Source organism: Streptococcus sp. sy010, from assembly GCF_007859175.1.
In the GTDB taxonomy this organism is placed as follows: Bacteria; Bacillota; Bacilli; order Lactobacillales; family Streptococcaceae; genus Streptococcus.
On record NZ_VOHO01000002.1, the window covers coordinates 144,047 to 170,659 of the forward strand.

Here is a 26,613-nt window from a genome sequence, read left to right on the forward strand (position 1 = left end):
CGGGGCAAAGCTAACCGCTCTGTCTCCGTTTTTTATTGAAACAATATTTGGAGGATGAAAAATGGCAATTACAGCAGCTCTCGTTAAAGAATTGCGTGAAAAATCAGGTGCTGGCGTTATGGACGCTAAGAAAGCTCTTGTTGAAACTGATGGTGACATTGATAAAGCGATTGAATTGCTTCGTGAAAAAGGAATGGCTAAGGCAGCTAAAAAAGCTGACCGTGTAGCGGCTGAAGGTTTGACAGGTGTTTATGTTAACGGTAATGTTGCAGCAGTTGTTGAAGTGAATGCTGAAACAGACTTCGTTGCTAAAAATGCTCAATTCGTTGAGTTGGTCAACACAACAGCTAAAGTTATTGCAGAAGGTCAACCTGCTGACAATGAAGCAGCTCTTAAATTGGTAATGCCTTCAGGTGAAACACTTGAAGAAGCTTATGTGAACGCAACTGCAACAATCGGTGAAAAAATTTCATTCCGTCGTTTTGCCTTGGTTGAAAAAACAGACGCTCAAGCCTTTGGTGCTTACCAACATAATGGTGGTCGTATCGGTGTTATCACTGTTATCGAAGGTGGTGACGAAACACTTGCTAAACAAGTATCAATGCACGTTGCAGCAATGAAACCAACTGTTTTGTCTTACACTGAACTTGACCCACAATTTGTTAAAGATGAGTTGGCTCAATTGAACCATAAGATTGAACAAGATAATGAAAGTCGTGCGATGGTTGACAAACCAGCTCTTCCACTTCTTCAATATGGTTCAAAAGCTCAATTGACTGATGACGTCATTGCTCAAGCAGAAGAAAGCATCAAGGCTGAATTGGCAGCAGAAGGTAAACCAGAGCAAATCTGGGATAAAATCTTGCCAGGTAAAATGGATCGCTTCATGCTTGACAATACACAAGTTGACCAAGCTTATACACTTCTTGCACAAGTTTATATCATGGACGACAGCAAGACAGTTGAAGCTTACCTTGAGTCAGTAAATGCTAAGGCTGTTTCATTTGCTCGTTTTGAAGTAGGTGAAGGCATCGAGAAAGCATCTAACGACTTTGAAGCAGAAGTTGCAGCAACTATGGCAGCAGCCCTAAATAACTAGGAAAACTAAAAGTTCTAGCTTAGCTAGGACTTTTTGATTTGTTGGCGTAAAATACGAATTTATGATAGAATAGTCAAATAAGGTCAAGTTCTTAGAAAGGGGGACGTATGGTAAATAAAAGCACATCTGATAATATTGAAGAATACATAAAGAAAATATTACTCCAAGAGGGAATTGCTGAAATTCGTCGTTCTAGCTTGGCAGATTTTTTTCAAGTTGTCCCTAGTCAGATTAACTATGTCATTAAAACTCGTTTTACCGAAAATCGTGGTTACATGGTAGAAAGTAAGCGTGGTGGTGGTGGCTATATTCGAATTGCCAAGGTCACTTTTTCAGATAAACATAAATTGTTGAGTAATCTGAGAGAATCTCTAGGACTGAGAGTTAGTCAAACAGTTTTTGCGGATTTGATACAGTATCTTTTTGATGAAAAAATCATTAGTCAACGTGAAGGTGAGATGCTATTAGCAACTAGTTGTGATGAGGTGTTAGGTCAAGACGCTCCAGCAATTCGTGCACGTATGTTAGACAAACTATTACAACGATTAGATAGAAAAGGACAATAATAAGTGATGACACATCAGTATTCACTAAAAATGCAGGAAATTTTTGGCTTGGGTCAATTTATTGCGGTCAGTTTTAAGAGTAAATTTTTAGAAAGTTGGCATATTCTTTTGGCAATGACCGCAACAGAAGGTTCTGTTGCTGCACTTAGTTTTTTAGAATATGATCAAGAAGTTCCTCTTGAGCGTTATCAAGATGCCGCGATTGAAATGATAGGACAAGAACCTGAGGAAACGAATCTTGGTTTTTCTTTTGTGTCTCAATCTCAAGCCTTGAGTCGTCTGTTAGATTATGCTAGTGAGATTTGTGCAGTGACCTCAAACAAAGAGATTGGTTCAGAACATGTCTTGGAAGCAATTTTACTAAGTGAGGATACAGTTGCTTTTAGATTGCTGCAATTGGTTGGTTTTGATCGTAATGTTGAACAAGGTGAAATGGTTAAAATCCATGATTTGCGAAAGACTGTTGAAGCCTATGCTGGCTTTACTAAGGAGCAGATCAAAGCAATTCGTGAGTTAAAGGTACCAAAAAAAGCTAAAAAAGGTGGCTTTTCAGAGATGATGAAGCCAGTGTCAACGGCAGGTGAATTAGAAGAGTTTACTCGTGATTTAACAGCTTTAGCTCAAGCAGGTAGGTTGGATCCAGTTATTGGTCGGCAAGAAGAAATTACTCGCATGATTCGTGTGCTTAGTCGTAAAAGCAAGAACAATCCTGTTCTCGTTGGTGAAGCGGGAGTGGGTAAAACCGCTTTAGCTTATGGCTTGGCACAACGTATTGTGGCAGGTAAAATTCCTTATGAATTACAAGATTTTCGTGTTTTAGAATTAGATATGATGACCGTTTTGGCTGGAACTCGTTTTCGTGGTGATTTTGAAGAACGCATGAATAAGATTATTGCGGATGTTGAGACAGACGGCAAGATCATTCTTTTTATTGATGAGCTGCATACCATTATGGGTTCAGGTAGTGGCATGGAAGGTACTTTAGATGCGGCAAATATTCTTAAGCCAGCTCTTTCTCGTGGGTATCTTCGTTTGGTAGGGGCGACTACTCAAGATGAATATCAAAAACATATTGAAAAAGATGCAGCCCTTTCTCGTCGTTTTGCTAAGATTACTTTGGAAGAGCCAAGTATTGAAGAAACTTATCAGATTCTTTTAGGTGTTAAAGAAACTTATGAAAGCTATCATCGGGTTGTTTTATCTGATGATGTGGTCTTAACAGCTGTTAAGGCAGCCCACCGTTACCTAACAAGCAAGAGATTACCTGATTCGGCCTTGGATTTGTTGGATGAAACCAGTGCAACTGTTCAAACCATGATTAAAAAAGAATTAGGTAGTCATCTAACGGCTTTAGATCAGGCCTTTTTAGCGGCAGATATGAAACAAGCTAAGGCTCTATTTAAGCAAGTAGATGAGCAAGATAAGTTGATGAAGCCAATTGAAGTGACATCAGCTGATGTGATGAAAACTTTAAGTCGTTTGTCAGGTATTCCTGTTCAAAAATTAAGCCAAGCGGATAATAAACGTTATTTAACTCTCGAAAAAGAGTTGCATAAGCGAGTAATCGGTCAAGAACAAGCCGTTTCAGCTATTGCTCGTGCCATTCGTCGTAATCAGTCTGGAATCCGAACAGGTAAGCGACCGATTGGCTCTTTCATGTTTTTGGGGCCGACAGGTGTTGGTAAAACAGAATTGGCTAAGGCCCTGGCTGCCTTATTATTCGATGATGAATCAGCTCTTATTCGTTTTGACATGAGTGAATACATGGAAAAATTTGCGGCAAGTCGTTTGAATGGGGCGCCACCAGGTTATGTTGGCTATAATGAAGGTGGAGAGTTGACAGAAAAAGTGAAAAATAAACCTTATTCTGTTTTACTTTTTGATGAGATTGAAAAAGCTCATCCAGATGTGTTTAACTTGCTGTTACAAGTTCTAGATGATGGTGTCTTGACAGATAGCCGTGGTCGTCGAGTTGATTTTTCAAATACCTTGATTATCATGACCAGTAATTTGGGAGCGACAGCTCTGCGTGATGATAAAACCGTTGGTTTTGGGGCAAGGGATTTGAGTCAAAATCATACAGCTATGGAAAAACGTATTTTGGAAGAGTTGAAAACGTCTTATCGTCCAGAATTTTTGAATCGTATTGATGACAAATTGGTTTTCCATAGTTTGACGGAAGATAATCTTTTTGCGATTGCTAAATTGTTGATTCAGCCTTTGGTGGTTCATTTAGCAGAACAAGATATTGTGCTTAAAGTCCAACCTGCTGCCTTGAAACATTTGGCTAAAGATGGTTATGATGTGGAGATGGGAGCTCGCCCTCTACGACGTACTATTCAAACTCAGGTGGAAGATAAGTTGGCAGAATTGATTCTAGGCGGAGAGTTAACGGCTGGTCAAACGCTGAAAGTTGGCTTAAGCAAGAATAAATTAAAATTTGATATTATCTAAGAAAACTGAGATAACTTCTCAGTTTTTTTAATTGATTTTAAGCATAAAAAAGAGTGCCGTTTGGCACTCTTTTGGAGATCTATGAAAAACAAATAATATTTCGGATGAGCTTAGTATAAGTGATGAAACTTAAGTCTAACTTAAATTAACCTACCGACGCGCTGAAGCAAAAATCTCATCAACTTCTGCTAAACTTTCTGCACGAGAAACAGCACCACGAATCTTGGCAGCTCCTGACGTTCCACGCAGATAGTGTGGTGCAAGCCCACGAAATTCACGAACGGCAATGTGTTCGCCTTTAAGTTTAACAAGGCGACGTAGGTGTTCATAGGCGATGTCCAATTTCTTTTCAAAAGGTAAATCTGGTAGGATTTCCCCTGTTTCAAAATAGTGGTTGATCTGAGTGAAGATGTAAGGGTTGTTCATGGCAGCTCGGCCAATCATGACAGCGTCAGCACCGATTTCCTCAATCATAAATTTAGCTTCTTCAACGCTACGAATGTCTCCATTAGCCATAAAAGGAATCTTAGTTAGGGCTTTAGCAACCTTGGCTAAGGTTGCGTGATCACAAGTGCCAGTGTACATCTGTTCGCGTGTTCGTCCGTGCATGGCAAGGGCAGATACACCAGCAGATTCGGCAGCTAAGGCATTCTCGACTGCTAAAGAAGCGTCAGCCCAACCTGTTCGCATTTTGACCGTTAGAGGAATGTCAAGTACAGATTGAACCTTGTTAATAACAGAATAAATTTTTTCAGGGTCTTTGAGCCATTTAGCACCAGCTTCATTTTTAACAATCTTATTCACAGGGCATCCCATGTTGATGTCAACAATATCTGTTTTGGTATTTTCTTGGATGAATTCGGCTGCACGAGCTAGACTGTCGCCGTCACTACCAAATAGCTGAATAGAAACTGGATTTTCCCCATCTTCGATATGAAGCATGTGCAAGGTTTTTTCATTATTGTACTGGATTCCTTTGTCTGAAACCATTTCCATAACGACTAGACCAGCACCAAACTCCTTGGCGATGGTACGAAAGGCAGAGTTAGTCACGCCAGCCATTGGGGCAAGAATGGTCCGATGAGGGATTTCTACATTGCCAATCATAAATGATGAATTAAGCTTTGTCATTGATTAAATTCTCCAAATCTGTTTCGGTAAAGTAATAATTTGTGCCACAGAATTGGCAGTTGATTTCTGCTCCGTGGTCTTCGTCTTTCATCTCTTGTAAATCTGCTTTTGGCAGGGTGATGAGGGCCTGCTCAAAACGCTCTTTAGAACAATCACAAACAAAAGCAAGCTCGCTTTCTGTAAGACGCTTGTATTCGTCTTCGCCGTAAATGGCATCGAGCAGAGCAGTCAAAGGTTCTTCTGCAGCTAGTAGATTTGAAATGGCAGGCATAGATTGAATACGGTCTTCATAACGCTTGATTTCAGCTTCTGGTGCACCAGGTAAAACTTGTAGCATAAAGCCACCTGCAACCTTTACTTGATCCTGTTCATCAAGCAAAACATTAAGCCCAACAGCAGAAGGAGTTTGCTCGCTCTCTGTCAAATAATAGGCCAAATCTTCGCCAATTTCTCCACTAATCAAAGGAGTGGTTGAGGTATAAGGATTACCGGTTCCGTAGTCAACAATGGTAATAAAATGCCCTTGTCCCATAAAAGGACCGACCAGCACTTCGCCTGTGGCAGTTTTTTTGATGTCAACGCCCTTGTTTTGAATATAACCTTTGACCTGTCCTTTGGTATTAGCGACGGAAATGACATGGCCAAAAGAACTATTACCAATAACTTTGACGGTCACTTTACTATCACCTTTTTGATTGGCCGCTAAAATAAGGTTGGCAATTAAGGTACGTCCCAAAGCCACAGTAGAGCTAGCTTGTGTTTGATGTTTTTCTTGGGCAGTACGGACTGTTTCGGTACAATCAAGTACGAAAGCACGGAAATAGCCAGAACTTGCTATTGATTTAACTATTTTATCCATTCTTTTATTATATCATAAAGAGGAAAAAATAAGCGAGGAAAGGAATTGTGGCTTCTAAATACTTTACTTGTCGTCGTCACTGTCAGGATAGTGACAGAGAATATACCAATCAAAAAATGAGGCTATTTTTTGCAGAGCTTGTTAGATAGGTCGGACGGTCTTTAGAGTATTATCGAGGGATAAATATCTTTCTAAAAATTATTGAAAAAATAAAGTATAAATACTTGACGATAGTCTATATGATTTGATAGAATAATAAACGGTATTGTTTACCCCATTTGAAAGGCCCCGGAACCCTTCAAATAACTTGTGGACTGGAACATCCACACTAGTAAACAAAAACGATTCGTATAGGAGAACTCATGAACAAAACAACATACATGGCTAAGCCAGGTGAAGTTGAACGTAAATGGTACGTGGTTGACGCAACTGATGTACCTCTTGGACGTCTTTCTGCAGTAGTTGCTAGCGTACTTCGCGGTAAAAACAAACCAACTTTCACACCACACACAGATACAGGTGATTTTGTCATTGTTATCAACGCTGAAAAAGTTAAATTAACTGGTAAAAAAGCGACTGATAAAATCTACTACACTCACTCATTGTATCCAGGTGGTTTGAAACAAATCTCTGCAGGTGAGTTGCGTTCTAAAAACGCTGTTCGTTTGATTGAAAAATCAGTTAAAGGCATGCTTCCACATAATACTCTTGGACGTGCTCAAGGAATGAAATTGAAAGTATTTGTTGGTGGTGAGCATACTCATGCTGCACAACAACCAGAAGTACTTGACATCTCAGGACTTATCTAAGAGGAAAGGAGCAAATAAATTATGGCACAAGCACAATATGCAGGTACAGGCCGTCGTAAAAACGCAGTTGCGCGTGTACGTTTGGTTCCAGGTACTGGTAAAATTACTGTAAACAAAAAAGACGTTGAAGAATACATTCCACATGCTGATCTTCGTCTTGTTATCAACCAACCTTTTGCGGTAACATCTACTGAAGGTTCATACGATGTTTTCGTTAACGTTGTTGGTGGTGGTTATGCTGGTCAATCAGGTGCAATCCGTCATGGTATCGCCCGTGCATTGCTTCAAGTTGACCCAGATTTCCGCGATTCATTGAAACGTGCAGGTCTATTGACTCGTGACGCACGTATGGTTGAACGTAAAAAACCAGGTCTTAAGAAAGCTCGTAAAGCTAGCCAGTTCTCAAAACGTTAAGAAGCAGCTACAATACAGCATTTACAACACTTCATGGTTCACGCCATGGGGTGTTTTTTGATGATTTTTTAGCAAAATTCACACCACTTTTCACACCAAATTCACACCATTACTTTTTAAGATTGCGATAGGCAATTTCTCCAACTGTCATTGGCACAATATTTGAAGTGTTGACATAAGTCTTGGTTGTGAGAGTGTCGCTATGAGTCAGAGCCTCTGAAATGGCTTCTAGTGATGTTCCTGCTTGCTTGGCAAGAGTTGCCCCAGTATGGCGTAATTTATGCGGTGTGGCGTGTGCTAGTTCTTTATGACGGCGTTTGACTGATTTCATCTTATTATTAAGATAATCAGCGTGTAAGGGACTGTTGACATTCCCTCTCGTATCGATATAAGTAAAGACATACTGCTCATCAGATTGGATAATGCCAAATTTTGCCAACTCAGCTTTTTGTTGTTTTTTCCAAGATTGAAGTAAGTCAGCTAGTTCAATAGGGATTTGGAAAGTTGTTTTTTTGTTCCCTTTGGTAGATTTTGGATTTTTATATTTATCTAAGGCTTGGACTAATTGAATTTCTTGTTTCTTAATGTTTATGTGTTTCCATTGTAAAGCATAGCTTTCTGACTTTCTATCTCCTAAGAAAAAAGTTGTATAAAAGAGCACATAGTCTTTGAATAAGAGTTTATTGTTTTCCAAGTCTTCTCCAAATGCTGTAAACCATGCTTGCAGTTCATCTTGTGATAAATACAAATCCTCATCTTTTTTAGCTTCTTGCAATTTGATTTTTTTAGTTGCCTTAATACGACTAATGGTCTTAGAAAGGCGATTTGTTTCGATATATTCAAGTTCCTCTGCCCAGTCAAAGATAGAATTAACATAGCTTCTAATGACCTTGAAGTTTGCATATTCTTCTGCTTTTTGGGTTAACAGGTTTAATACGACTTGTTTGTTTTGGTTGAGGAACTCAATAGAATAGTTGCCTAACAGAGGTAGGATATGTTTTCTAAAAACAATTTCTGTACCATTAACAGTGGCTTTTGATGGTGGTTTGGTAGTAGATGTTGTTTGTCCTGCTTTGTAGGATTTCCACCAAATATTGTAATAAAAATCTGAAAAAAGGATTGAACCACTATTGTCGAATGATTCATTTCTACCGTTTAGGATATTATCAATTTTGTTTTGTAGTTCGAGTTCGTATTTTTTAGCTTCGCTCCTTAATTTGAATCGTTTTTCAATCACTTTTTTGTTTGTTCCAAGCGAAGACTTAACTTCTTCTGGAATATATACACGTAATCGATAAGTTCCATTTTTTGTTTTTGTAATTGACATAGTATCCTCCTTGTGAATTGAGCTAGAAAAATACCGTGGCTTTATTATAACAAACCACGGTAAAAATGTTACTTTTGCAACCAGCGATTGAGTTCAGTTTTATCAAAGCGGACTGTTTTTCCAACTCGAATGACTGGCAATCCTTTTTTAATCCAAGAATCCAGTGTGTTGTTTGCGATTCCTAGATAATCACAAGCTTGCTGTTTGTTCAAGAATGGACTTTCAATATTGCTACTATCTAGTTGATTTTTAATTTCTCGTTTGATTAAATCAGCAATCAATAGCTGAATTTGATAAATCTGTTCATCAGATAAAATTACTTGCATAAAATACCCCTATCTATGTTAGAATAGGAATAGTGATAATCTCACTACTCTGGAGGTCTGTCAGTTGCTCCGCTAAAAGTGTCTGACAGGCTTTTTATGTTGTCGTAAAACTCAGTCACATATTCCTTTTCACCGTAAGGTGTTTCGTGTCTGGTAGTCCTGGAAAAGTTAGGCGGGCTGTGAATATTAAACTTTTTCATAATTTCTCCCTTTGAAGTGGTTATCTCTAAAGGTTTTTCAATTCCCCTAGAGGTACGGTAAATTCTAACGCCTTTGGGTACATATAAAGCCTAGCCCCTTTCACTATGGATTTTTTATCGGAATTACTAGAGGAATCAAGTTGAAGATTAGAGAGATACGCTACTAGGTAGTTGCCGACCTTATCCGAGCTACGAAGACGCTTCGTTTTAGTGAAGCCTTTCGCCCATAGTTGTGATAATACATCGTTTGGGATAGTGAGTTCGGAATCGTTCTTTAGTAAAATATGGAGATGCCAACGCTCTGAGGCTTGAGGCTCTATCACAGCTATATATTCGACATGACCGAACTTACTCCGAACACGCCTAATAAATGCCTTGAAGTCCTGATACACTCTGTTGGTTTCAGTGACATGTTCACGATATGTTAGAGTTATCCAAAGTTGATTGTTTCCCCCAGTAAAATTATGAGCAACTAGACGGCGTAATTTTTTCATAGTTTGTTTCGCTGACTTCAGATTGTCTAAACGGGTGCTATTAGAAGTGTCCATGTCATGAATCTCTCCTGTTTCAAGATTCACGTAGCGTTTGCCCTCAATCACTTTTATAGTCTGTTCTTGTTGACCATTAGCAGTTGTCATTTCAACAGTATTGCCATATATATAGCTCTTAACGATTTTTTCGGAATCAATTATTTGATTCATGATAGTTCTCCTTTTAATGCAATGTGCTTTTGTGTGACGCTTATCAAGTTAAGAGCGTCTGAATTTCCGATGATTAAATTCTGATTTATTCCATGATTTTGTTGACAAACAGGTTCCCTAAGATGATTAAGCTGATTGTGTCGGCACGGACGAACAGAGTTCGACCGCACCGCCTCAACCAGTCTAAATTTATCTTAGCCTACTGTGCAACAAACTTTCACGGCATAAAAATTTAATCATCTGATGGTTATAGCCCTTAATATTGCGTTTTATCGCACTCGTCAGTAACCCTCTCCTCGGAGATTCTACCATCCCATATAAGAGTATGTGACAACCAAATATTATGGTCTTGAATATGTGGCATCATAATGGCTTTAACTGGATAGCCATAAACTTGAATAAATCCTTTACCTGGCTTAGAACTTTCAGGGTTATCACTTTGTTCTGTTACGTCAAAAACCATTCTTGCTCCCTCGGTCGTAAGCCCTCCAAGAGCCATTCGAATTCCGAAATTTCCTCTTGTTGAAGATCCATTAAAGACAGAAGCGTCTGCCTGTTGTAAGCCTACAATGAACCTATAACCGCCTTTACCATTACCGATATTCCTTGATAATCGCAACATCTCACCGAATTTACGAAGGAATTCATCTCTCTCTTTCTTAGTTGGGAAGGACTCAACAATCGATGAAAATTCATCGATAATGACCCAAATAATACGGTCTCCAATTTCCTTATCACCTGCTAGATACCTCCGATACTCTTTATACAGTTCTTCAAAAGTCTCTTTTGTTGATTCTCCATGAGTATAGAAATCAGCATCATTTTCAACAAATAGTGACCAATCTTTTCCTCGCTTATAATCAAGGATATATAGCTTATCACTCGTCTCCTGGCGTGCCATATTGATTGTTCCAATCAGATAAAGTAATGCAGAAGTTTTTCCGGAACCTGTTGCCCCAGTTAAAAGCATGTGAGTATCGAAGGAGCTGAATTGGACCTCTCCTTGTCTATTCAACCATAAAGGCAACTCACCTTTTTCATTGGGGATTAGCTTTGTGGCAATAAATCCAAAATCAATAGGCAAAGAATCAAGCTCTTTTTCACGCTCAACACGAGCTAGCTCTGCCACTCTGCTCGCTTCATTCTCTACTATTTTGTCGATAAATAGTACTGGTACTGACCAATTAGAGGTTGTGTCAAAATTGTGTAAATACAATTCTCCGAGATTTCTATAAGCCCAACCAAAATTCATGTTATAAGATTGGAGCCTCTCTGCGATGTCAGAGAGTTCGTTCTCTTTAGGTCTATACTTGAAATGTAGAACAAGACCATTATTAAACCAATTCCACCCTGCAAGAATACTCTTTAAATCCTCATCTGAATTTAAATCGGAACTTAGGACAGCATTAAACCAGTTGACGAACGAGTCATACCTTTCTTGTGATGTGGGTTCAGATACTTTTTGCTTATTGTTCACTAACTGATGTTTAATAGAACTAATAATGGTCATAACAGGTGCTATAATAGTAGCAGCCAAACTAGCCACAACTTTCCCTAATACATCATTACCTGACTCTTTTTCTATCCATTGATAAGAGGATATCCAGTTCTTTCTAAAGTCAGGAAATGTGATAAACATTATCAAAAGGATAATAACAATTATAATCATATTTCTAACCTCTTAAATTACAATTCTATAGAGTCTTCGGCTTTAATTACTGAAGCAGTAAGGCTTAATTGATTGCGATATTCACCATAAACAACTGCCTTTTCGATGTTTATTAACTCGCAAACCGTTTTCATAGGTAAGAAGTCCTTGAAATCGTCTAGAGAAGCGTAGGGGACTTTGACAATCAGTTGCTCTCCTAGATTCGTCTTATCGTTTGGATAATCTGAATCATCTAAGAATATGAGCAGAGCAACTTTAACGCCTTTCTCAGTTTCAGAACCGTTTTCTCCTTTTTCTGACCAACGAGAAGCTGAGACAAATCTCAATTCCTTACGAGCAAGAAAAAGTGGAGCGTTAAAAGATAGAAAAAAATTTAAATTTTTTAAAGCCATAATGACCTCCTTTTAATTAAAGCATGGTCAGACTTAAAGTAGTCTAACAAGTTATAGTTTATTGCTCGGTTTAAAGTCGTGAGCTGGACTTTTTAGAAACATACTCATAGTTTTGATTCTAAAAACAGACATAGTATAGAATCAAACAACTAACTTTGATTCTATACTCATTCTAACAGAAAGGAAATCGATTGTCAAGAAACAAAAACACAAAAAAGATTCTTTTTGTAAAAAATATGATATAATTAAATAAAACAATTTATAGAGGTCATTACAATGAAATTATCACGAAAAACGGTTAAAGAATTATGTACTAGCCTAACCAAATCTACATTAGAATTTGTAGGGTTTGAACTAATGGAAGAATCTGGTTATTTACTTGCTCAAAAAGACAATGAAACTCCGTTGTTAATTTATCTTCTTTCAAAGCAATTCTCTGAGCAAGAAAGTCCAAGTTATAAAGCCGATAAAAAAGCAGTGGATAAGTTTGAAGAGTTTGTCAAATCCTATCCTCATCATGTTATTCCTTGCATAGCTTACGCTTTTACAAAAGGAAATATAGCACGTTTTGAAACTGTGATTGTTCCTATAGAAGATATTCGAGAGTTGGAACATAGCGGTGGCGTATTCTCTAACGCAAGTGGTCATCTGTATTATAATTCAAACTTAGCGTCTGATTTACCAAAATCTGCCATTCATAAGATTTGGAAATTGGTATAAAAAAATACTCTTATGTTATTGTGTAGCATAAGAGTATTTTAGTGGTGTGAACTTTTTGGGATTTTTTAGCTCAATTCAGTGATTTTTAGGGTAAAATTCACACCATTCAAATGAAATTAGTTGAAATTTATTGAAATAACGCTTTCAGAAAATCGTGTAAATGCCTGATATTAAAGCCTTTTGAAATTTATTCAAATAAAAGTTGTTCAAACCAGGTCTTAAGAAAGCTCGTAAAGCTAGCCAGTTCTCAAAACGTTAATTATCAGCGATATATCAACGTTTTCAAGCACCAAAGAGTTTCTCTCTTGGGTGCTTTTTTGTTATTTTTTGAAAAGGTTACTTGTATCTATCATGATAATCTATTGTAGAATGTATCTAGTTATTTCCAAGAGTCATGGGATAGTCTAACTAAGTAAATGAGGTCTGTCCAAAATAGGTAGATGTACTGACAACTGTGAGGAACTTTTCCCAAAAAAGGCAGCTATGCTCATAGTCTTGAGCTTGCTTGCCCAAAAGGGATTGACTTTCTCACAGTTGTGATGAGCTGTTTTCCAAATGGATTTGTTCTCCTCACAAACTTTTTTGGCTCAGCCCATTTTGGGCAAACCTCCTCACAACAGATTTTTTCTGATTTTCTTTTGGAGCAGACTGATCTAGCGTGTGTTTTTATTGAATCTAAAAAGAAAGCATCACTTAGATTGTGATGTCTAACAATGCCAGTGAGTATTTGATGAATAGTCAACAGTAAGTAGGACAATAGCCTTTTTATTAAGTCTATGTTATAATGAGTGGCACCAATATGATAAGGAGATGACTAATGAAAGTTGCTATTTTTGAAAAAGCAGGGTCGATGATTGTCGAGGAGCGTGATAAGCCGACTATTCAAGCAACGGATGATGCCATTATTAAAATTGTGCGTGCTTGTGTTTGTGGTTCTGATCTGTGGTCATACTCACATGGTGATGCTCGTGAGCACAACTCAATCAATAGTGGTCATGAGGCACTTGGTATTGTAGAAGAAGTCGGACCTGACATCACGACAGTGAAACCAGGAGATTTTGTCATTGTGCCTTTCACACATGGTTGTGGTGAGTGTGATGCCTGTCGTTCAGGATTTGATGGGACTTGTGATAATCATCCTGCACCAACGAATTGGGGTGGTGGTTTCCAAGCAGAATATTTACGTTTCCATTATGCTAATTGGGCACTTGTTAAAGTACCAGGTCAACCGTCAGATTATTCTGAAGGGATGTTAAAATCTCTCTTGACCTTGGCAGATGTGATGCCAACAGGTTATCATGCCGCACGGGTAGCCAATGTTCAAGCAGGTGATAAGGTTGTTGTCATTGGTGATGGCGCAGTTGGTCAATGTGCTGTAATCGCAGCTAAAATGCGTGGAGCTTCTCAAATTATCATGATGAGTCGTCATGAAGATCGTCAACAAATGTCACTCTCGTCTGGTGCGACAGCCGTGGTTGCCGAACGTGGTGAAGAAGGTATCCAAAAGGTTCGTGAGATTCTAAACGGCGGTGCAGATGTTGCCCTTGAATGTGTTGGAACAGAAGCAGCCCTTGAGCAAGCCTTGGGGGTTCTCCACAATGGTGGACGTATCGGAGCAGTCGGTGTCCCTCACTATGGCGATCGGAAAATTGGATCGACCTTTGCTCAAAACATCACCATTGGTGGCGGTTCTGCCTCAGTTACCACTTATGACAAGCAGTTCTTGCTCAAAGAAGTGTTAGATGGCAATATCAATCCTGGAAAAGTCTTTACGCACACTTATGATTTAGCAGAGGTTAATCAGGCCTATCAAGACATGGCAGACCGTAAGGCGATTAAGTCAATGCTCGTTGTCGCTGAATAAGGTGTTTGCTGGTTTAGTTAAGCTAGAAAAGAACAAAAATAACAGACAGTAGCTTACTACTGTCTGTTATTTTACTTTATCTTTAATCACAAATCCTAAAATTGACGTGGCTAACATATCTAGGGCGGAACCCAGTCCTCTTAGCCTATGTAATTCTTTTTGGGTTTTAGTGGCAAAGTCAAGCACAATCTTAGGGGCAATGTAGTTATTTAAGATTAAGTAATAGGAGATGTCATTAACAAGATAAGCAATTTCTGTTCGATCGTGATTTTTTAAGTATCGTGATAATGATTTAGAAAACAAGGTATGGAGTCGCTGATTTTGTTTGACTTCTGGATCGTTTAGAACATCAGTTATCATTTTCTTATAATTCATCATAGGCAAATCACTCCTAATCTAAGCAGACGGCATAGTAGATAAACATGCTTTGTCTTTATTTGCGACTGGTCAATAATGCCTCAAAAGAAAGATTGATCTTGCTTTGAAGAGCTTTCTGTTGTGGAGAACCACTTATCAAGGGATTATAGTGGTTTTTTATTTGGTAGCCCTGCTTTTCTAGGATATTTGTTGGGGGTCTCTTTTTTCTTGACCACGATAGTCAAATTACGGTCATCACCGTTTGGTAGTTGGTAGTTGATTGTGTCATCAACTTGAGCAAAGAGAAGGTTTAGAGCGTTTTTAGCTTGATCTAATTCTTCTTCAGCAGAGCTAGCCTTGAGTGCGATGAGCTGACCCTTGATTTTGAGAAAGGGAATGGTCAACTCAGATAAGATTTGCATGCGAGCCACGGCACGAGCCGTAACGATGTCAAATTGTCCCCTAAATGCCTTGTCTTGACCAAAGTCTTCGGCACGTCCGTGATAAAACTGCACGTTTGTCAGACCAAGGTCTTGGGCGAGTAGGTTCAGAAAGTTAATGCGTTTGTTGAGCGAATCAATAATGGTGACATTTAACTGAGGAAAGAGGATTTTCATAGGGAGGCTAGGAAAACCTGCCCCAGCCCCAATATCTAAGATGTTCAAGGCTTGATTGGTGATTTTTCCTTGGAGAATCGGTGCCAAAGAATCGTAAAAGTGTTTCAGATAGACCTCGTTTTTCTCCGTAATGGCAGTCAGGTTGATTTTTTCATTCCATTCAACCAATCGCTCAAAATAGGTTTCGAATTGCTCTTTTTGTTGGTCTGATAGGGCAAAGCCAGCCTCAGCCAAGAGTTGGTAAAATACATCAGGTGTCATAAGTGTTTCTTTTCTCCTTGACTTTATTGTACCATAAAAATAAGGGGAAAAAAAGTGAGCTAGTCGCTCGCTAACTAGCTCCAACTGGCATAATGACAGGATTTTTGGTATAATGTTCAAAACAAGAAAGGATGGTAAGAAACATGTGGATTATGATTATTGTTGTGGTCGTTTTGGCTCTATTTGGGATTTCGGCTTACAATGGTTTAGTAAAGAGTCGAATGCAAACGCAGGAGGCTTGGAGTCAGATTGATGTCCAACTTAAACGCCGTAATGATTTGATTCCCAATCTGATTGAAACGGTTAAGGGTTATGCAGACTACGAAGAAAAGACCTTTGAAAAAATTACGCAACTTCGTACACAAGTCTTGAGTGCTGGAACACCAAACGAAGCCATGCAAGCCAGCGACGCCTTGTCTAAACAAGTGTCAGGTCTGTTTGCAGTAGCAGAAAATTATCCTGACTTGAAAGCCAATGCTAGCTTTGTTAAACTACAGGACGAGTTGACCAACACTGAAAATAAAATTTCTTATTCGCGTCAGCTTTACAATACAACAACAGCAAATTACAATACTAGGTTGCAAACTTTCCCAACCAACCTGTTTGCAAGAATTTTTGGTTTCAAGGCCAGTGAATTTTTACAAACACCAGAGGAAGAAAAAGCAGTACCTAAAGTGGAATTTAACTTCTAATTAAAGAAAGGTCAATATGCTATATCAACAAATTGCAAGTAATAAGCGTCGGACTGTCTTGCTTTTGATTGCCTTTTTTGCGTTGCTAGCCCTATTGGGAGCAGGTGTCGGTTATCTCATGTGGGGGAGTTTAGGTGGCGGAGCCGTGATTGCTCTCATCATTGGTGCCATCTATGCCATGAGCATGCTTTTTCAATCAACTAACGTGGTCATGTCTATGAATAATGCTCGTGAGGTCACGGAAAATGAAGCTCCAGAACTTTATCGAATCGTCGAAGACATGGCTATGGTCGCTCAGATTCCGATGCCACGTGTCTTCATTATTGAAGATAGGGCATTAAATGCCTTTGCGACAGGGTCTAAGCCTGAAAATGCTGCGGTAGCTGCAACTACAGGACTTCTAGCCGTCATGAATCGTGAAGAGTTAGAGGGTGTTATGGGACATGAGGTCAGCCATATCCGAAATTATGACATTCGTATTTCAACGATTGCGGTTGCCTTAACCAGTGCAATAACTCTAATTGGTAGTATGAGTGGTCGTATGATGTGGTATGGTGGGGGACGTCGTCGTCAAAATAATCGTGACAACAGTGGTGCCTCTGCCTTAATTCTAGTTTTTGCGATATTATCTATTATGCTAGCGCCAATGGCAGCCACCTTGGTTCGTCTGGCTATTTCTCGCCAACGTGAGTATTTGGCTGATGCAAGTTCTGTTGAACTAACCCGTAATCCTCAAGGGATGATCAATGCCCTACAAAAATTAGATCAATCTGCTCCTATGAGTCAGCAGGTAGATGATGCGAGTGCGGCACTTTATATTAGTGATCCTCGTAAGTCAAAGGATTTTCAAGCACTTTTTCAAACTCATCCACCAATTGCTGATCGAATTGAACGTTTGAGACAGATGTAGTAAGACAAGGAGAAAGCAGTGTTTAATCTTAATGAGATCAAGAAAAGTCAAGAAGGTCTTTCTTTTGAAAAAAGTTTAGATGTCACAATAGCTCTTCAAGATAGACAGCCAGAGATTTTGAAAGTAGCAGCTCTTGTTGCCAAGGGACGTGTGGTTTACGAAGATGGCTTGTATCATCTGAGTTATGACTTGTCTTATGTCATCACTCTGCCATCTAGTCGTTCTTTAGTGCCAGTTGATTTGACTGAGCAACTTTTGGTTGATGAGATTTTTATTGAAGCCAGTCAAGTCGCAGACAAAAAAGACTTGGTTGAAGACCATCTTGTTTTGGTTGTTGAAGGTGATGCGATTGATTTAGCTGAGAGTGTGATTGATAATATCTTGTTAAACATTCCTCTAAAAGTTTTGACGGAAGAAGAGGCTAAGGCAGATCAGTTACCATCAGGTAATGATTGGGTCGTGTTGACGGAAAGTCAATATCAGAACCTCAAAGCTGAAGAAAAAGAGGCTAACAATCCTTTTGCAGCTTTAGATGGTTTATTTGATGATTAGAATTTAAGGAAGGGTTGGCCCTTCCTTTTATAATTACCTAAAATATGGTAGAATAAATAGATAAGCAAAGAATGATTGGAGTAAAAAAAAATGCGGTGCCCTAAGTGTCAAGGTAATAAATCTAGTGTTGTTGATAGCCGTCAAGCTGAAGACGGTCAGGCTATTCGTCGTCGCCGTGTTTGTGATGATTGTCAGGCACGTTTTACGACCTTTGAACGTGTGGAGGACTCGCCTTTATTGGTGATTAAAAAGGATGGGACAAGAGAGCAGTTTTCTCGAGATAAGATTTTAAATGGGATTATTCAAAGTGCTCAAAAGCGTCCCGTTTCAAGTAATGACATTGATAAGGCTATTAACCGAATTGAGCGAAAAATTCGTATGGATTATGACAGTGAAGTCTCTAGTGTGGTTATCGGTAATTTGGTTATGGATGAATTGGCAGAATTAGATGAAATCACTTATGTTCGTTTTGCCAGTGTCTATCGCAGTTTTAAGGATGTGGATGAAATTGAAGAACTCTTGAAACAAATTACTAAAAAAGTTCGCAGCAAAGGCAAGTCTAGTCAGGTAGCAGATGAAACCGACTGATCGCTTTTCTTATTTGGCACATAACTGGTTGAGTCCCAATCATCAGAGTTTGCACCGCCTTTATTTACCAGTTATGGGACAAAAAGCCCTTAGCCTTTATTATTATTTTGTGACTTTTTTTGATGATGGTTCAAGAGAATGGTCAGTGAGTCATTTATTAGATCAACTGCAACTCACACCGCAAGAGTTAAATCAAGCCTTGGATCGACTAGTTGCAATCGAACTGTTAGACCTTTACCAAGATTTAGAAAGAAGTGCTTATTTAGTTCACTTAAAGGCCCCTTTACCAACCGAGGAATTTTTAGCAAATGCTGCTTTTCGTGCCTTGCTAGAAAAGGCCTTAGGTGTCCAAGCAGTCGCTAGTTTGCAGGTTAAGTTGCCCACAGGTTTGACTAAACTCACTAAATCTTTCTCAGCTGTTTTTTCTACCTCGTTAGAACCACAATTTGAGATCAAACAGGCCGTCTTTGATTTGGAGCCTTTCAAAAAGCGAATGCTTCAAGAACGGCTACGTTTTGCCAAGGAGCAGGATGATGTTTTAGCCTTGTATGAGTTAGCTGAGCGATTTAAGTTGGATTGGTTAACCTTGTATCAATTAGCTAAGGAAACCTCTTATCAAGGGGTTATCTACCCAAAACGGATTTTATCGAAGAAACTGCAACAAGAACAGACGGTATCAGGTAAATTTTCTAAAGAAGAAGAGGCTATTTTACAGGAAGTTAAACGTCAGCAACCGGAAGCGTTACTAGCTTTATTAAAAAAACCTTATCAAGCTAGTCTTTTAGATAGTGAACGGCGTTTGATTGCTGAATTAGTTGGTAAGGATTTATTGGATGAGCTAATCAATGTCATCATCATGTATAGTTTAAAAAAGACTAATTCAACTAATTTGAATCGAAATTATGTCTTGAAATTAGCCAATGATTTTGCTTATAAAAAGATTAACAGTGCGGAAGCCGCTTTGAGGTATCTGAAAATCGGCATGAAACCGTCTAGTCAGTCTAAGGTGTCGGCTAAAAAAATGACTAAACCTAATATTCCCCAGTGGAGTAATCAAGATTACCAAAATCAAACCAGTGATGAAGATAAAGCTAGGTTAAAAAATATTAAGCAGGACCTTTTAGCCCAGTTGAGAAAGGAGGACTAGATGAAAAAGATTAGTCAAACCCTGAACCGTGATGGTTTTCAAAAGGTTGAAACAAGACAACGGTTACAAGCCATATTGGCTGATAGTGATATTGCTCAATTTATTAGCCGGGAGGGCTTGTCACAGGAAGAAATTAAGCGTAGTCTGCCGAAGTTTAATCAGTATCTGATTGAACGACAACGTTTTTTAAGTAAGGACTCTGCTTATGTGGCAAAGGGCTATCAGCCGATCTTGGTCATGAATGAAGGCTATGCGGACGTGTCTTATCTGGAAACAGCAGAGCTTAAAGCACAGCAAGAAGAACGAGAAATCACAGGTCGTGTAAAATTGTTGAATCTCCCAAAGGCCTATCGTCATATTAGTTTTGAAAATGATGTTCATTTGGATGACCATAAACGTTTGACTGTTCTTAAATCTCTAGTTGATTTTGTCAAGGCTTATCCAGAAAAACAGGCTAAAGGACTTTACCTTTATGGCGATATGGGAATTGGGAAGTCCTTTCTCATGGCAGCTCTAGCCTATGAACTATCTGAAAAAAAACAGGTGAGTACAACTTTGGTTCACTACCCAAGCTTTGCCATTGACATTAAGCATGCCATTAAAACTGCTAGTGTTAAGGAAGAAATTGATGTGTTAAAAACAGCTCAAGTGTTAGTTCTAGATGATATTGGAGCAGAGCAGGCTAGTTCTTGGTTACGAGATGAGGTTTTACAGGTGATTTTACAATATCGTATGCAAGAAGAATTGCCTACCTTTTTCACGTCTAATTATAGCATGGCAGACTTGGAGAATAAGTTAGCCTTGGTTAAAGATCAAGATGAGCGTTGGCAGACTAAGCGAGTCATGGAACGCATACGTTATTTAGCAAGTGAATTACATTTAGAAGGCGAAAATCGCCGTTTATCATAAAAAGAAAGCGAAGAAATCAAAATGGCTTTACCAACAGTTGCTATTGTCGGACGTCCTAACGTTGGCAAATCAACTTTATTTAATCGGATTGCAGGAGAGCGAATCTCTATCGTTGAAGATGTGGAAGGGGTCACTCGTGACCGTATCTATACTAGTGCCGAATGGCTCAATCGCCAGTTCAGTCTAATTGATACTGGGGGAATTGATGATGTCGATGCGCCATTTATGGAGCAAATCAAACATCAGGCAGATATTGCCATGACCGAAGCAGATGTGATTGTTTTTGTCGTTTCAGCCAAGGAAGGCGTCACCGATGCGGATGAGTATGTAGCAAAGATTCTCTATCGAACTAACAAACCAGTTATTCTAGCAGTTAATAAGGTCGATAATCCAGAAATGCGTAATGAAATCTATGATTTTTATTCACTCGGTTTGGGTGATCCTTATCCAGTATCTTCTGTTCATGGTATTGGAACAGGTGATGTGCTAGATGCGATTGTCAATCACTTGCCAACTGAACACGAAGAGGACAATCCTGATGTTATCAAGTTTAGTTTGATTGGTCGTCCTAATGTCGGTAAGTCTAGTTTGATCAATGCAATTTTGGGCGAAGAACGAGTGATTGCTAGTCCAATCGCAGGCACAACGCGTGACGCTATTGATACCAGTTTTACGGATAGCAGTGGTCAAGAATATGTCATGATTGATACCGCTGGGATGCGTAAGTCAGGTAAGGTCTATGAAAATACAGAAAAATATTCTGTCATGCGTTCTATGCGTGCCATTGACCGTTCTGATGTGGTCTTAATGGTTATCAATGCAGAAGAAGGGATTCGTGAGTACGACAAGCGAATTGCTGGTTTTGCCCATGAAGCAGGTAAAGGAATTATTATCGTTGTCAACAAATGGGATACGCTTGAAAAAGATAATCATACGGTTAGTCAATGGGAAGCAGATATTCGTGACAATTTCCAATATATCTCTTATGCACCGATTATCTTTGTGTCTGCTGTAACCAAGCAACGCCTACACAAATTACCAGAGATGATTAAGACCATTAGTGAAAATCAAAATCTGCGTATTCCATCGGCAGTGCTTAATGATGTCATCATGGATGCCATTGCCATTAACCCGACACCGACTGATAAAGGTAAACGTTTGAAGATTTTCTATGCCACCCAAGTGGCTGTCAAACCACCAACCTTTGTGATTTTTGTCAATGAAGAAGAATTGATGCATTTTTCTTACCTACGCTTTTTAGAAAATCAAATCCGTCAAGCCTTTGTGTTTGAAGGAACACCAATCCATCTCATTGCTCGTAAACGAAAATAAGAAAAAACCAAGTCGAGTTCATCTCAACTTGGTTTTTATGTGTCGTTATATCTAGCTTATTTGCGTGGCGGAGCAAACGCACTCTGCACCTTGTAGTGACGGCGAAGATAGTAGCAGACCAGAAAGGCACACGCAGATAATAGGAGTAAGCCCCAAACAGGTAGGCTAGGATTAAGTGCACTTGGCAATAGTGGTGTGAGTGTGTAAAGAATCATCCAAACAAGTGTTGCCAAAAAGATAATTCCTAGAGATTTCCAAGTACTTGGACGTTCGCTACGAGGTTTATTGGCATGACGGTAAATATAATAGTACATCATGTAAAAGGCCAAGCCTCCAACAAAGGCAAGGGTCAGTAGGGTGGTTAAACCTGAAGAAATAGTGTTGACTGATTTAGGATTGAAAATAGCCATCATACCATTGATCAGGCAGACAATAGCTAATAAAAAGAAAGAGCTATCCAACCACATCAGTAATGGCTTGGTGTTTTTTTCTTCAGCAACAGTTTCTTGTTCTGTTTCGGTCGGTTGGCTAAAGCTAGCAGCCCAAACAGTTGGTGCACCAAGGAAGTTACGGGCAGGAACGCCCTTACCTTGTTGTTCCAAAATACTCGGTAAAACTTCTTCAAGAATAGCTTTAATCTCGCTGTCTGTTTTACCATCTTTCATGAGTTGATGAGTGGCAATGTTGATAAAATCTTGATTTTTCTTAGTTAAATTTTGGATAGACATAAATACTCCTTGGGGTTAGAACCATTTTTTACGGAAAAAGTAGAGGACAACAGATGAACTGCCAAGAGCAGCGATTAAGACAATAATCCAAAAAGCCTTAGGCATATCATTGAGTGGCAGCCAATTGTCTTGGAAATTCATGCCGTAGGCTGAAAAGATAACGGTTGGAATGTTGAGAGCCATGGTCATCAGAGCCAATGATTTCATAATCGTATTTTGATTGTTTGAAATGATAGAAGCTGAAGTTTCTGTCATGACATTCAAGACATTTTCATAGATACTAGCCATTTCAATGGCCTGTTGGGTTTCAATCAAGGTATCTTCTAGTAAATCCTCGTCATCAATATATTTTTGCAAACTAGAGGCGTTGCTAGACAGTTTTTTGACGATTCGTTCATTGATTTTAAGCGAAGCCTTTAAGTAGATGATAGACTTCTCCAACTCCATCATGTCAATCAATTGAGCATTTTTGGTAGCTGCTTCCAGTTCGGCTTCGATTTTATCACTTTGGCGGTCAATGGAACGTAAGGCAGTTAGAAAGAGTTCGGCATTACGATAGAGTAATTGAAAGACAAAGCGAGTTTTCATAAACGTATAGAAATTACGAATCCGTCGATTGAGAAAGTAATCAAAGAGAGAAAGAGGTTCTAAGCAAGTCGTGATAACTGCTTCTTTTGTGACAATAATTCCCAAAGGCATGGTCACATAGTAACTCTTTCCATTACGTTCTTCTTGGGTAGGCACATCAACGATAATCAAGGTATAGTTGTCCTCAGAAGCAATACGTGAGCTTTCTTCGGCATCAAGAGGTGCTCTTAGGTCAGTGATGTCGATATTAAATTGCTCAGCCAACTGGACAGACTCTTCCTGGGAAGGATTGACAAGATTGATCCATGCTCCAGGTTGGAATGTGTCAATTTCCTTGAATTCTCTTGCATTTGAAAGAAACATTTGTTTCATCTTCAAGCCCTCCCTTACGTTGTCAATACATACTCTTTCTATTATACTATAAAAAGATAGGTTTTGGGGCGACTGGTTAAAAAAAGTTGAATCTTAGCAAATCAAGAGAGCTTGTGACTTTATCAAGGTACAGAAGATGAGCTTTGTGTTATAATGAAAGCAGCCTAATCACAAATAAAGAAGTTGAGAAAAATGCAAGATAAATTAGTTATTCGTGGGGCACGCGCCCATAATTTGAAAAATATTGATATTGAAATTCCTCGTGATCAGTTAGTGGTCGTGACAGGTTTATCGGGTTCTGGTAAATCTAGTCTGGCTTTCGATACCATTTATGCAGAAGGGCAACGCCGTTATGTTGAGAGCTTGTCAGCTTACGCTCGTCAATTCTTGGGGAATATGGAAAAACCGGATGTTGACTCTATTGAAGGCTTGAGTCCAGCCATTTCGATTGACCAAAAGACAACTAGTAAGAACCCACGTTCAACCGTAGGAACAGTGACAGAAATCAGTGACTATCTTCGCTTGCTTTACGCTCGTGTTGGGATTCCTTATTGTCCAAATGGTCATGGGGCGATTACAGCATCTTCAGTTGAGCAGATTGTTAATCAGGTATTGGAGTTGCCCGAACGAACGAGAATGCAAATTTTAGCCCCGATTGTCCGACGTAAAAAAGGACAGCATAAAGGCATACTAGAACGTGTTCAAAAAGATGGCTATGTTCGTGTGCGAGTGGATGGTGAGATTTATGATTTGGCTGATGTCCCAGAATTGTCTAAGAGTAAACTGCATAATATTGAAGTGGTCATTGATCGTTTAATCAATAAAGAGGGTATCCGTAGCCGTTTATTTGACTCGGTTGAAGCAGCCTTACGCTTGGGTGATGGCTATGTCATTATCGACACTATGGACGGTAAGGAATTACTCTTTTCTGAGCATTACTCTTGCCCAGTTTGCCACTTTACTGTGCCAGAATTAGAACCTCGTCTGTTTTCTTTTAATGCTCCTTTTGGCTCTTGTGCTACCTGTGATGGTTTGGGTAATAAACTAGAAGTTGATTTAGACTTGGTTGTTCCTGATGGTACAAAAACATTGCGTGAGGGAGCTCTAGCTCCGTGGAATCCCATTTCGTCTAATTATTATCCTTTGATGTTGGAACAAGCCATGGATCAATTTGGCATTAGCATGGACATGCCTTTCGAGAAATTGGCCAAGGAATATCAGGACTTAATTTTTTACGGTTCAGGTGAGCGTGAGTTTCATTTTCATTATGAAAATGAATTTGGTGGCATACGTGATATTGATATTGTTTTTGAAGGTGTGGTGACCAATATTAATCGTCGCTATCGTGAAACGAACAGTGATTATACGCGTAATGTCATGCGAGCTTATATGAACGAGTTGCCTTGTTTGACCTGTCGAGGTTACCGTCTGAATGATCAAGCCTTATCTGTTCAGTTAGGTGGGGAAACAGGGCTTCATATCGGACAACTAGCAGATCTGTCCATTTCAGATCATTTGCTTTGGGCAAATCAGTTGGAACTAAATGAGAATCAAGCAGCTATTGCCAGACCGATTCTTAAAGAAATCACCGATCGCTTGACCTTCCTTAATAATGTTGGTTTAAACTACCTAACCCTGTCACGTATGGCTGGAACTCTTTCTGGTGGTGAGAGTCAACGCATTCGTTTAGCGACTCAGATTGGCTCTAACCTAAGTGGAGTCCTCTATGTCCTAGACGAGCCGTCAATTGGTCTGCATCAGCGAGATAACGACCGTTTGATTGCCAGTTTGAAAAAAATGAGGGATTTAGGCAATACCTTGATTGTAGTTGAGCATGATGAAGATACCATGAGAGAAGCCGACTGGCTGATTGACGTTGGTCCTGGGGCAGGTCAATTTGGTGGTCAAATTGTAGCGTCAGGAACTCCAAAGCAAGTTGCTAAAAATAAGGCGTCTATCACAGGTCAATACCTATCTGGTAAGAAAGTGATTCCTGTTCCAACAGAACGACGAGTGGGTAATGGTCGTTTTATTGAGGTTAAGGGAGCTAGTGAAAATAATCTAAAAACAGTTGATGTGGCTTTTCCACTAGGTAAATTTATAGCTGTTACTGGGGTATCTGGCTCAGGGAAATCAACCCTGGTTAATAGTGTCTTGAAAAAATCCCTAGCCCAAGCCCTTAACCGTAATTCTGAAAAACCAGGTAAGCATAAAGGGGTAACTGGAATTGAACATATCGATCGTTTGATTGATATTGATCAGAGTCCAATTGGACGGACGCCGCGTTCTAATCCTGCAACTTATACGGGGGTTTTTGATGATATTCGTGACCTTTTTGCCCAAACCAATGAAGCTAAGATTCGTGGTTACAAAAAAGGACGCTTTAGTTTCAATGTTAAGGGTGGCCGTTGTGAAGCTTGTTCAGGTGATGGGATCATCAAGATTGAGATGCACTTTTTACCAGATGTTTATGTCCCTTGTGAAGTTTGTCATGGCACTCGCTATAATAGCGAAACCTTAGAAGTTCACTATAAGGACAAAAATATCGCTCAAATCCTTGAGATGACGGTCAATGATGCCCTTGATTTCTTTGCAGCCATTCCTAAAATTGCTCGCAAATTACAGACCATTCAAGATGTGGGCTTGGGTTATGTCACTCTGGGGCAATCAGCAACGACTCTCTCAGGTGGTGAAGCCCAACGTATGAAATTAGCCAGTGAACTTCACAAACGTTCCACAGGTAAGAGTTTCTACATTCTTGACGAACCAACCACAGGCCTACATACCGATGACATTGCTCGTCTATTGAAGGTTTTAGAGCGTTTTGTTGATGACGGCAATACCGTCTTAGTGATCGAGCATAATCTAGATGTCATCAAGACTGCCGATCATCTGATTGACTTAGGTCCAGAAGGTGGCGTTGGCGGTGGTCTGATTATTGCCACTGGTACACCAGAAGAAGTCGCCCAAGTTGCCGAAAGCTATACTGGACACTATTTGAAAACAAAATTATAAAAAGGAGATAACCC

25 protein-coding genes and 1 pseudogene are annotated in these 26,613 nt (G+C 39.4%); 15 read left to right on the forward strand and 11 right to left on the reverse strand.

Translation table 11 applies throughout. The features are described from left to right. The first annotated feature begins 61 nt into the window (after positions 1-61). From tsf to FRX51_RS03185, 3 genes are all read left to right on the forward strand, one after another. Positions 62-1,099, forward strand: coding sequence for a translation elongation factor Ts (tsf, locus tag FRX51_RS03175; protein ID WP_146495783.1), 1,038 nt, complete (start codon positions 62-64; stop codon positions 1,097-1,099). A 107-nt stretch (positions 1,100-1,206) separates the two neighbouring features. Further along, the gene (locus FRX51_RS03180) at positions 1,207-1,665 is read left to right on the forward strand and encodes a CtsR family transcriptional regulator (RefSeq protein ID WP_146461090.1); all 459 of its coding nucleotides are present in this window, start codon (positions 1,207-1,209) and stop codon (positions 1,663-1,665) included. Positions 1,666-1,671: 6 nt separating this feature from the next. Then, on the forward strand, positions 1,672-4,119 hold the full coding sequence (locus FRX51_RS03185; protein ID WP_146495785.1) for an ATP-dependent Clp protease ATP-binding subunit: 2,448 nt from the start codon (positions 1,672-1,674) through the stop codon (positions 4,117-4,119). Positions 4,120-4,269: 150 nt separating this feature from the next. Here the strand turns inward: FRX51_RS03185 and dusB are convergent, their stop codons facing one another. Further along, positions 4,270-5,250: a tRNA dihydrouridine synthase DusB gene (gene dusB / locus FRX51_RS03190; protein WP_146495787.1), complete on the reverse strand. Its 981-nt coding sequence runs from the start codon at positions 5,248-5,250 to the stop codon at positions 4,270-4,272. Then, a complete protein-coding gene (gene hslO / locus FRX51_RS03195) occupies positions 5,237-6,109 on the reverse strand; it encodes an Hsp33 family molecular chaperone HslO (protein ID WP_146495789.1) in 873 nt (290 codons plus the stop codon). The genes dusB and hslO overlap by 14 nt, the downstream gene beginning before the upstream one ends. A gap of 362 nt (positions 6,110-6,471) precedes the next feature. On the opposite strand from hslO, the gene rplM reads away from it, so the two are divergent. Continuing rightward, complete coding sequence (gene rplM / locus FRX51_RS03200; protein ID WP_146461100.1) at positions 6,472-6,918, forward strand: 50S ribosomal protein L13; 447 nt, start codon at positions 6,472-6,474, stop codon at positions 6,916-6,918. Between the two features lie 21 nt (positions 6,919-6,939). Then, positions 6,940-7,332: a 30S ribosomal protein S9 gene (rpsI, locus tag FRX51_RS03205; RefSeq protein ID WP_012516324.1), complete on the forward strand. Its 393-nt coding sequence runs from the start codon at positions 6,940-6,942 to the stop codon at positions 7,330-7,332. Positions 7,333-7,441: 109 nt separating this feature from the next. Here rpsI and xerC read toward each other — a convergent pair whose 3' ends face one another. The 5 genes and pseudogenes from xerC to FRX51_RS03230 all read right to left on the reverse strand — a co-directional run bounded on the left by xerC (position 7,442) and on the right by FRX51_RS03230 (position 11,947). Next, a complete protein-coding gene (xerC, locus tag FRX51_RS03210) occupies positions 7,442-8,659 on the reverse strand; it encodes a tyrosine recombinase XerC (protein WP_146495791.1) in 1,218 nt (405 codons plus the stop codon). A 68-nt stretch (positions 8,660-8,727) separates the two neighbouring features. Continuing rightward, the gene (locus FRX51_RS03215; RefSeq protein WP_146495793.1) at positions 8,728-8,985 is read right to left on the reverse strand and encodes a helix-turn-helix domain-containing protein; all 258 of its coding nucleotides are present in this window, start codon (positions 8,983-8,985) and stop codon (positions 8,728-8,730) included. Between the two features lie 44 nt (positions 8,986-9,029). Further along, positions 9,030-9,886: pseudogene (locus tag FRX51_RS03220) on the reverse strand (replicative protein). A gap of 256 nt (positions 9,887-10,142) precedes the next feature. Beyond that, a complete protein-coding gene (locus FRX51_RS03225) occupies positions 10,143-11,555 on the reverse strand; it encodes a hypothetical protein (RefSeq protein WP_146495795.1) in 1,413 nt (470 codons plus the stop codon). A gap of 17 nt (positions 11,556-11,572) precedes the next feature. Next, complete coding sequence (locus FRX51_RS03230) at positions 11,573-11,947, reverse strand: hypothetical protein (protein WP_146495797.1); 375 nt, start codon at positions 11,945-11,947, stop codon at positions 11,573-11,575. A gap of 276 nt (positions 11,948-12,223) precedes the next feature. On the opposite strand from FRX51_RS03230, the gene FRX51_RS03235 reads away from it, so the two are divergent. Both FRX51_RS03235 and FRX51_RS03240 read left to right on the forward strand, forming a co-directional pair. Continuing rightward, positions 12,224-12,667 (forward strand): hypothetical protein, encoded by a 444-nt coding sequence (locus tag FRX51_RS03235; protein WP_146495799.1) that lies wholly within the window; start codon positions 12,224-12,226, stop codon positions 12,665-12,667. Positions 12,668-13,484: 817 nt separating this feature from the next. Continuing rightward, a complete protein-coding gene (locus FRX51_RS03240; protein ID WP_146495801.1) occupies positions 13,485-14,531 on the forward strand; it encodes a zinc-binding dehydrogenase in 1,047 nt (348 codons plus the stop codon). 66 nt (positions 14,532-14,597) lie between these two features. Here FRX51_RS03240 and FRX51_RS03245 read toward each other — a convergent pair whose 3' ends face one another. Both FRX51_RS03245 and rsmG read right to left on the reverse strand, forming a co-directional pair. Further along, positions 14,598-14,909: a bacteriocin immunity protein gene (locus FRX51_RS03245; protein WP_146495803.1), complete on the reverse strand. Its 312-nt coding sequence runs from the start codon at positions 14,907-14,909 to the stop codon at positions 14,598-14,600. A 143-nt stretch (positions 14,910-15,052) separates the two neighbouring features. Further along, a complete protein-coding gene (gene rsmG, locus FRX51_RS03250) occupies positions 15,053-15,766 on the reverse strand; it encodes a 16S rRNA (guanine(527)-N(7))-methyltransferase RsmG (protein WP_146495805.1) in 714 nt (237 codons plus the stop codon). Positions 15,767-15,909: 143 nt separating this feature from the next. On the opposite strand from rsmG, the gene FRX51_RS03255 reads away from it, so the two are divergent. The 7 genes from FRX51_RS03255 (at position 15,910) to der (ending at position 21,896) form a co-directional block, all read left to right on the forward strand. After that, the gene (locus FRX51_RS03255) at positions 15,910-16,458 is read left to right on the forward strand and encodes a LemA family protein (RefSeq protein ID WP_146495807.1); all 549 of its coding nucleotides are present in this window, start codon (positions 15,910-15,912) and stop codon (positions 16,456-16,458) included. A 16-nt stretch (positions 16,459-16,474) separates the two neighbouring features. Continuing rightward, on the forward strand, positions 16,475-17,368 hold the full coding sequence (gene htpX, locus FRX51_RS03260; protein WP_146461114.1) for a zinc metalloprotease HtpX: 894 nt from the start codon (positions 16,475-16,477) through the stop codon (positions 17,366-17,368). A gap of 18 nt (positions 17,369-17,386) precedes the next feature. After that, complete coding sequence (locus tag FRX51_RS03265) at positions 17,387-17,920, forward strand: DUF177 domain-containing protein (protein WP_146495809.1); 534 nt, start codon at positions 17,387-17,389, stop codon at positions 17,918-17,920. Between the two features lie 90 nt (positions 17,921-18,010). Then, positions 18,011-18,508, forward strand: a complete 498-nt coding sequence (gene nrdR, locus FRX51_RS03270) for a transcriptional regulator NrdR (protein ID WP_146461119.1) — start codon at positions 18,011-18,013, stop codon at positions 18,506-18,508. After that, positions 18,495-19,655: a DnaD domain protein gene (locus FRX51_RS03275; RefSeq protein WP_146495811.1), complete on the forward strand. Its 1,161-nt coding sequence runs from the start codon at positions 18,495-18,497 to the stop codon at positions 19,653-19,655. The genes nrdR and FRX51_RS03275 overlap by 14 nt, the downstream gene beginning before the upstream one ends. After that, a complete protein-coding gene (gene dnaI, locus FRX51_RS03280) occupies positions 19,656-20,564 on the forward strand; it encodes a primosomal protein DnaI (RefSeq protein WP_146495813.1) in 909 nt (302 codons plus the stop codon). A gap of 21 nt (positions 20,565-20,585) precedes the next feature. Continuing rightward, entirely contained in the window at positions 20,586-21,896 is a 1,311-nt protein-coding gene (gene der, locus FRX51_RS03285; RefSeq protein ID WP_146495815.1) for a ribosome biogenesis GTPase Der, read from the forward strand. 56 nt (positions 21,897-21,952) lie between these two features. Here der and FRX51_RS03290 read toward each other — a convergent pair whose 3' ends face one another. Both FRX51_RS03290 and FRX51_RS03295 read right to left on the reverse strand, forming a co-directional pair. Further along, a complete protein-coding gene (locus FRX51_RS03290) occupies positions 21,953-22,624 on the reverse strand; it encodes a DUF1129 domain-containing protein (protein WP_146495817.1) in 672 nt (223 codons plus the stop codon). A gap of 15 nt (positions 22,625-22,639) precedes the next feature. Next, complete coding sequence (locus tag FRX51_RS03295; RefSeq protein WP_146461129.1) at positions 22,640-23,584, reverse strand: magnesium transporter CorA family protein; 945 nt, start codon at positions 23,582-23,584, stop codon at positions 22,640-22,642. Between the two features lie 192 nt (positions 23,585-23,776). On the opposite strand from FRX51_RS03295, the gene uvrA reads away from it, so the two are divergent. Then, positions 23,777-26,599, forward strand: coding sequence for an excinuclease ABC subunit UvrA (uvrA, locus tag FRX51_RS03300; RefSeq protein WP_146495819.1), 2,823 nt, complete (start codon positions 23,777-23,779; stop codon positions 26,597-26,599). Positions 26,600-26,613 lie beyond the last annotated feature (14 nt).

Coding starts and splice junctions, on each gene's coding strand:
- xerC (WP_146495791.1), bottom strand. CDS start 8,659: ATGTCAATTACAAAAACAAAAAATGGAACTTATCGATTACGTGTATAT.
- FRX51_RS03245 (WP_146495803.1), bottom strand. CDS start 14,909: ATGATGAATTATAAGAAAATGATAACTGATGTTCTAAACGATCCAGAA.
- FRX51_RS03240 (WP_146495801.1), top strand. CDS start 13,485: ATGAAAGTTGCTATTTTTGAAAAAGCAGGGTCGATGATTGTCGAGGAG.
- FRX51_RS03295 (WP_146461129.1), bottom strand. CDS start 23,584: ATGAAACAAATGTTTCTTTCAAATGCAAGAGAATTCAAGGAAATTGAC.
- uvrA (WP_146495819.1), top strand. CDS start 23,777: ATGCAAGATAAATTAGTTATTCGTGGGGCACGCGCCCATAATTTGAAA.
- FRX51_RS03230 (WP_146495797.1), bottom strand. CDS start 11,947: ATGGCTTTAAAAAATTTAAATTTTTTTCTATCTTTTAACGCTCCACTT.
- nrdR (WP_146461119.1), top strand. CDS start 18,011: ATGCGGTGCCCTAAGTGTCAAGGTAATAAATCTAGTGTTGTTGATAGC.
- FRX51_RS03290 (WP_146495817.1), bottom strand. CDS start 22,624: ATGTCTATCCAAAATTTAACTAAGAAAAATCAAGATTTTATCAACATT.
- rplM (WP_146461100.1), top strand. CDS start 6,472: ATGAACAAAACAACATACATGGCTAAGCCAGGTGAAGTTGAACGTAAA.
- htpX (WP_146461114.1), top strand. CDS start 16,475: ATGCTATATCAACAAATTGCAAGTAATAAGCGTCGGACTGTCTTGCTT.
- FRX51_RS03275 (WP_146495811.1), top strand. CDS start 18,495: ATGAAACCGACTGATCGCTTTTCTTATTTGGCACATAACTGGTTGAGT.
- FRX51_RS03185 (WP_146495785.1), top strand. CDS start 1,672: ATGACACATCAGTATTCACTAAAAATGCAGGAAATTTTTGGCTTGGGT.
- FRX51_RS03180 (WP_146461090.1), top strand. CDS start 1,207: ATGGTAAATAAAAGCACATCTGATAATATTGAAGAATACATAAAGAAA.
- der (WP_146495815.1), top strand. CDS start 20,586: ATGGCTTTACCAACAGTTGCTATTGTCGGACGTCCTAACGTTGGCAAA.
- tsf (WP_146495783.1), top strand. CDS start 62: ATGGCAATTACAGCAGCTCTCGTTAAAGAATTGCGTGAAAAATCAGGT.
- FRX51_RS03235 (WP_146495799.1), top strand. CDS start 12,224: ATGAAATTATCACGAAAAACGGTTAAAGAATTATGTACTAGCCTAACC.
- rsmG (WP_146495805.1), bottom strand. CDS start 15,766: ATGACACCTGATGTATTTTACCAACTCTTGGCTGAGGCTGGCTTTGCC.
- FRX51_RS03255 (WP_146495807.1), top strand. CDS start 15,910: ATGTGGATTATGATTATTGTTGTGGTCGTTTTGGCTCTATTTGGGATT.
- hslO (WP_146495789.1), bottom strand. CDS start 6,109: ATGGATAAAATAGTTAAATCAATAGCAAGTTCTGGCTATTTCCGTGCT.
- rpsI (WP_012516324.1), top strand. CDS start 6,940: ATGGCACAAGCACAATATGCAGGTACAGGCCGTCGTAAAAACGCAGTT.
- FRX51_RS03215 (WP_146495793.1), bottom strand. CDS start 8,985: ATGCAAGTAATTTTATCTGATGAACAGATTTATCAAATTCAGCTATTG.
- FRX51_RS03225 (WP_146495795.1), bottom strand. CDS start 11,555: ATGATTATAATTGTTATTATCCTTTTGATAATGTTTATCACATTTCCT.
- dnaI (WP_146495813.1), top strand. CDS start 19,656: ATGAAAAAGATTAGTCAAACCCTGAACCGTGATGGTTTTCAAAAGGTT.
- dusB (WP_146495787.1), bottom strand. CDS start 5,250: ATGACAAAGCTTAATTCATCATTTATGATTGGCAATGTAGAAATCCCT.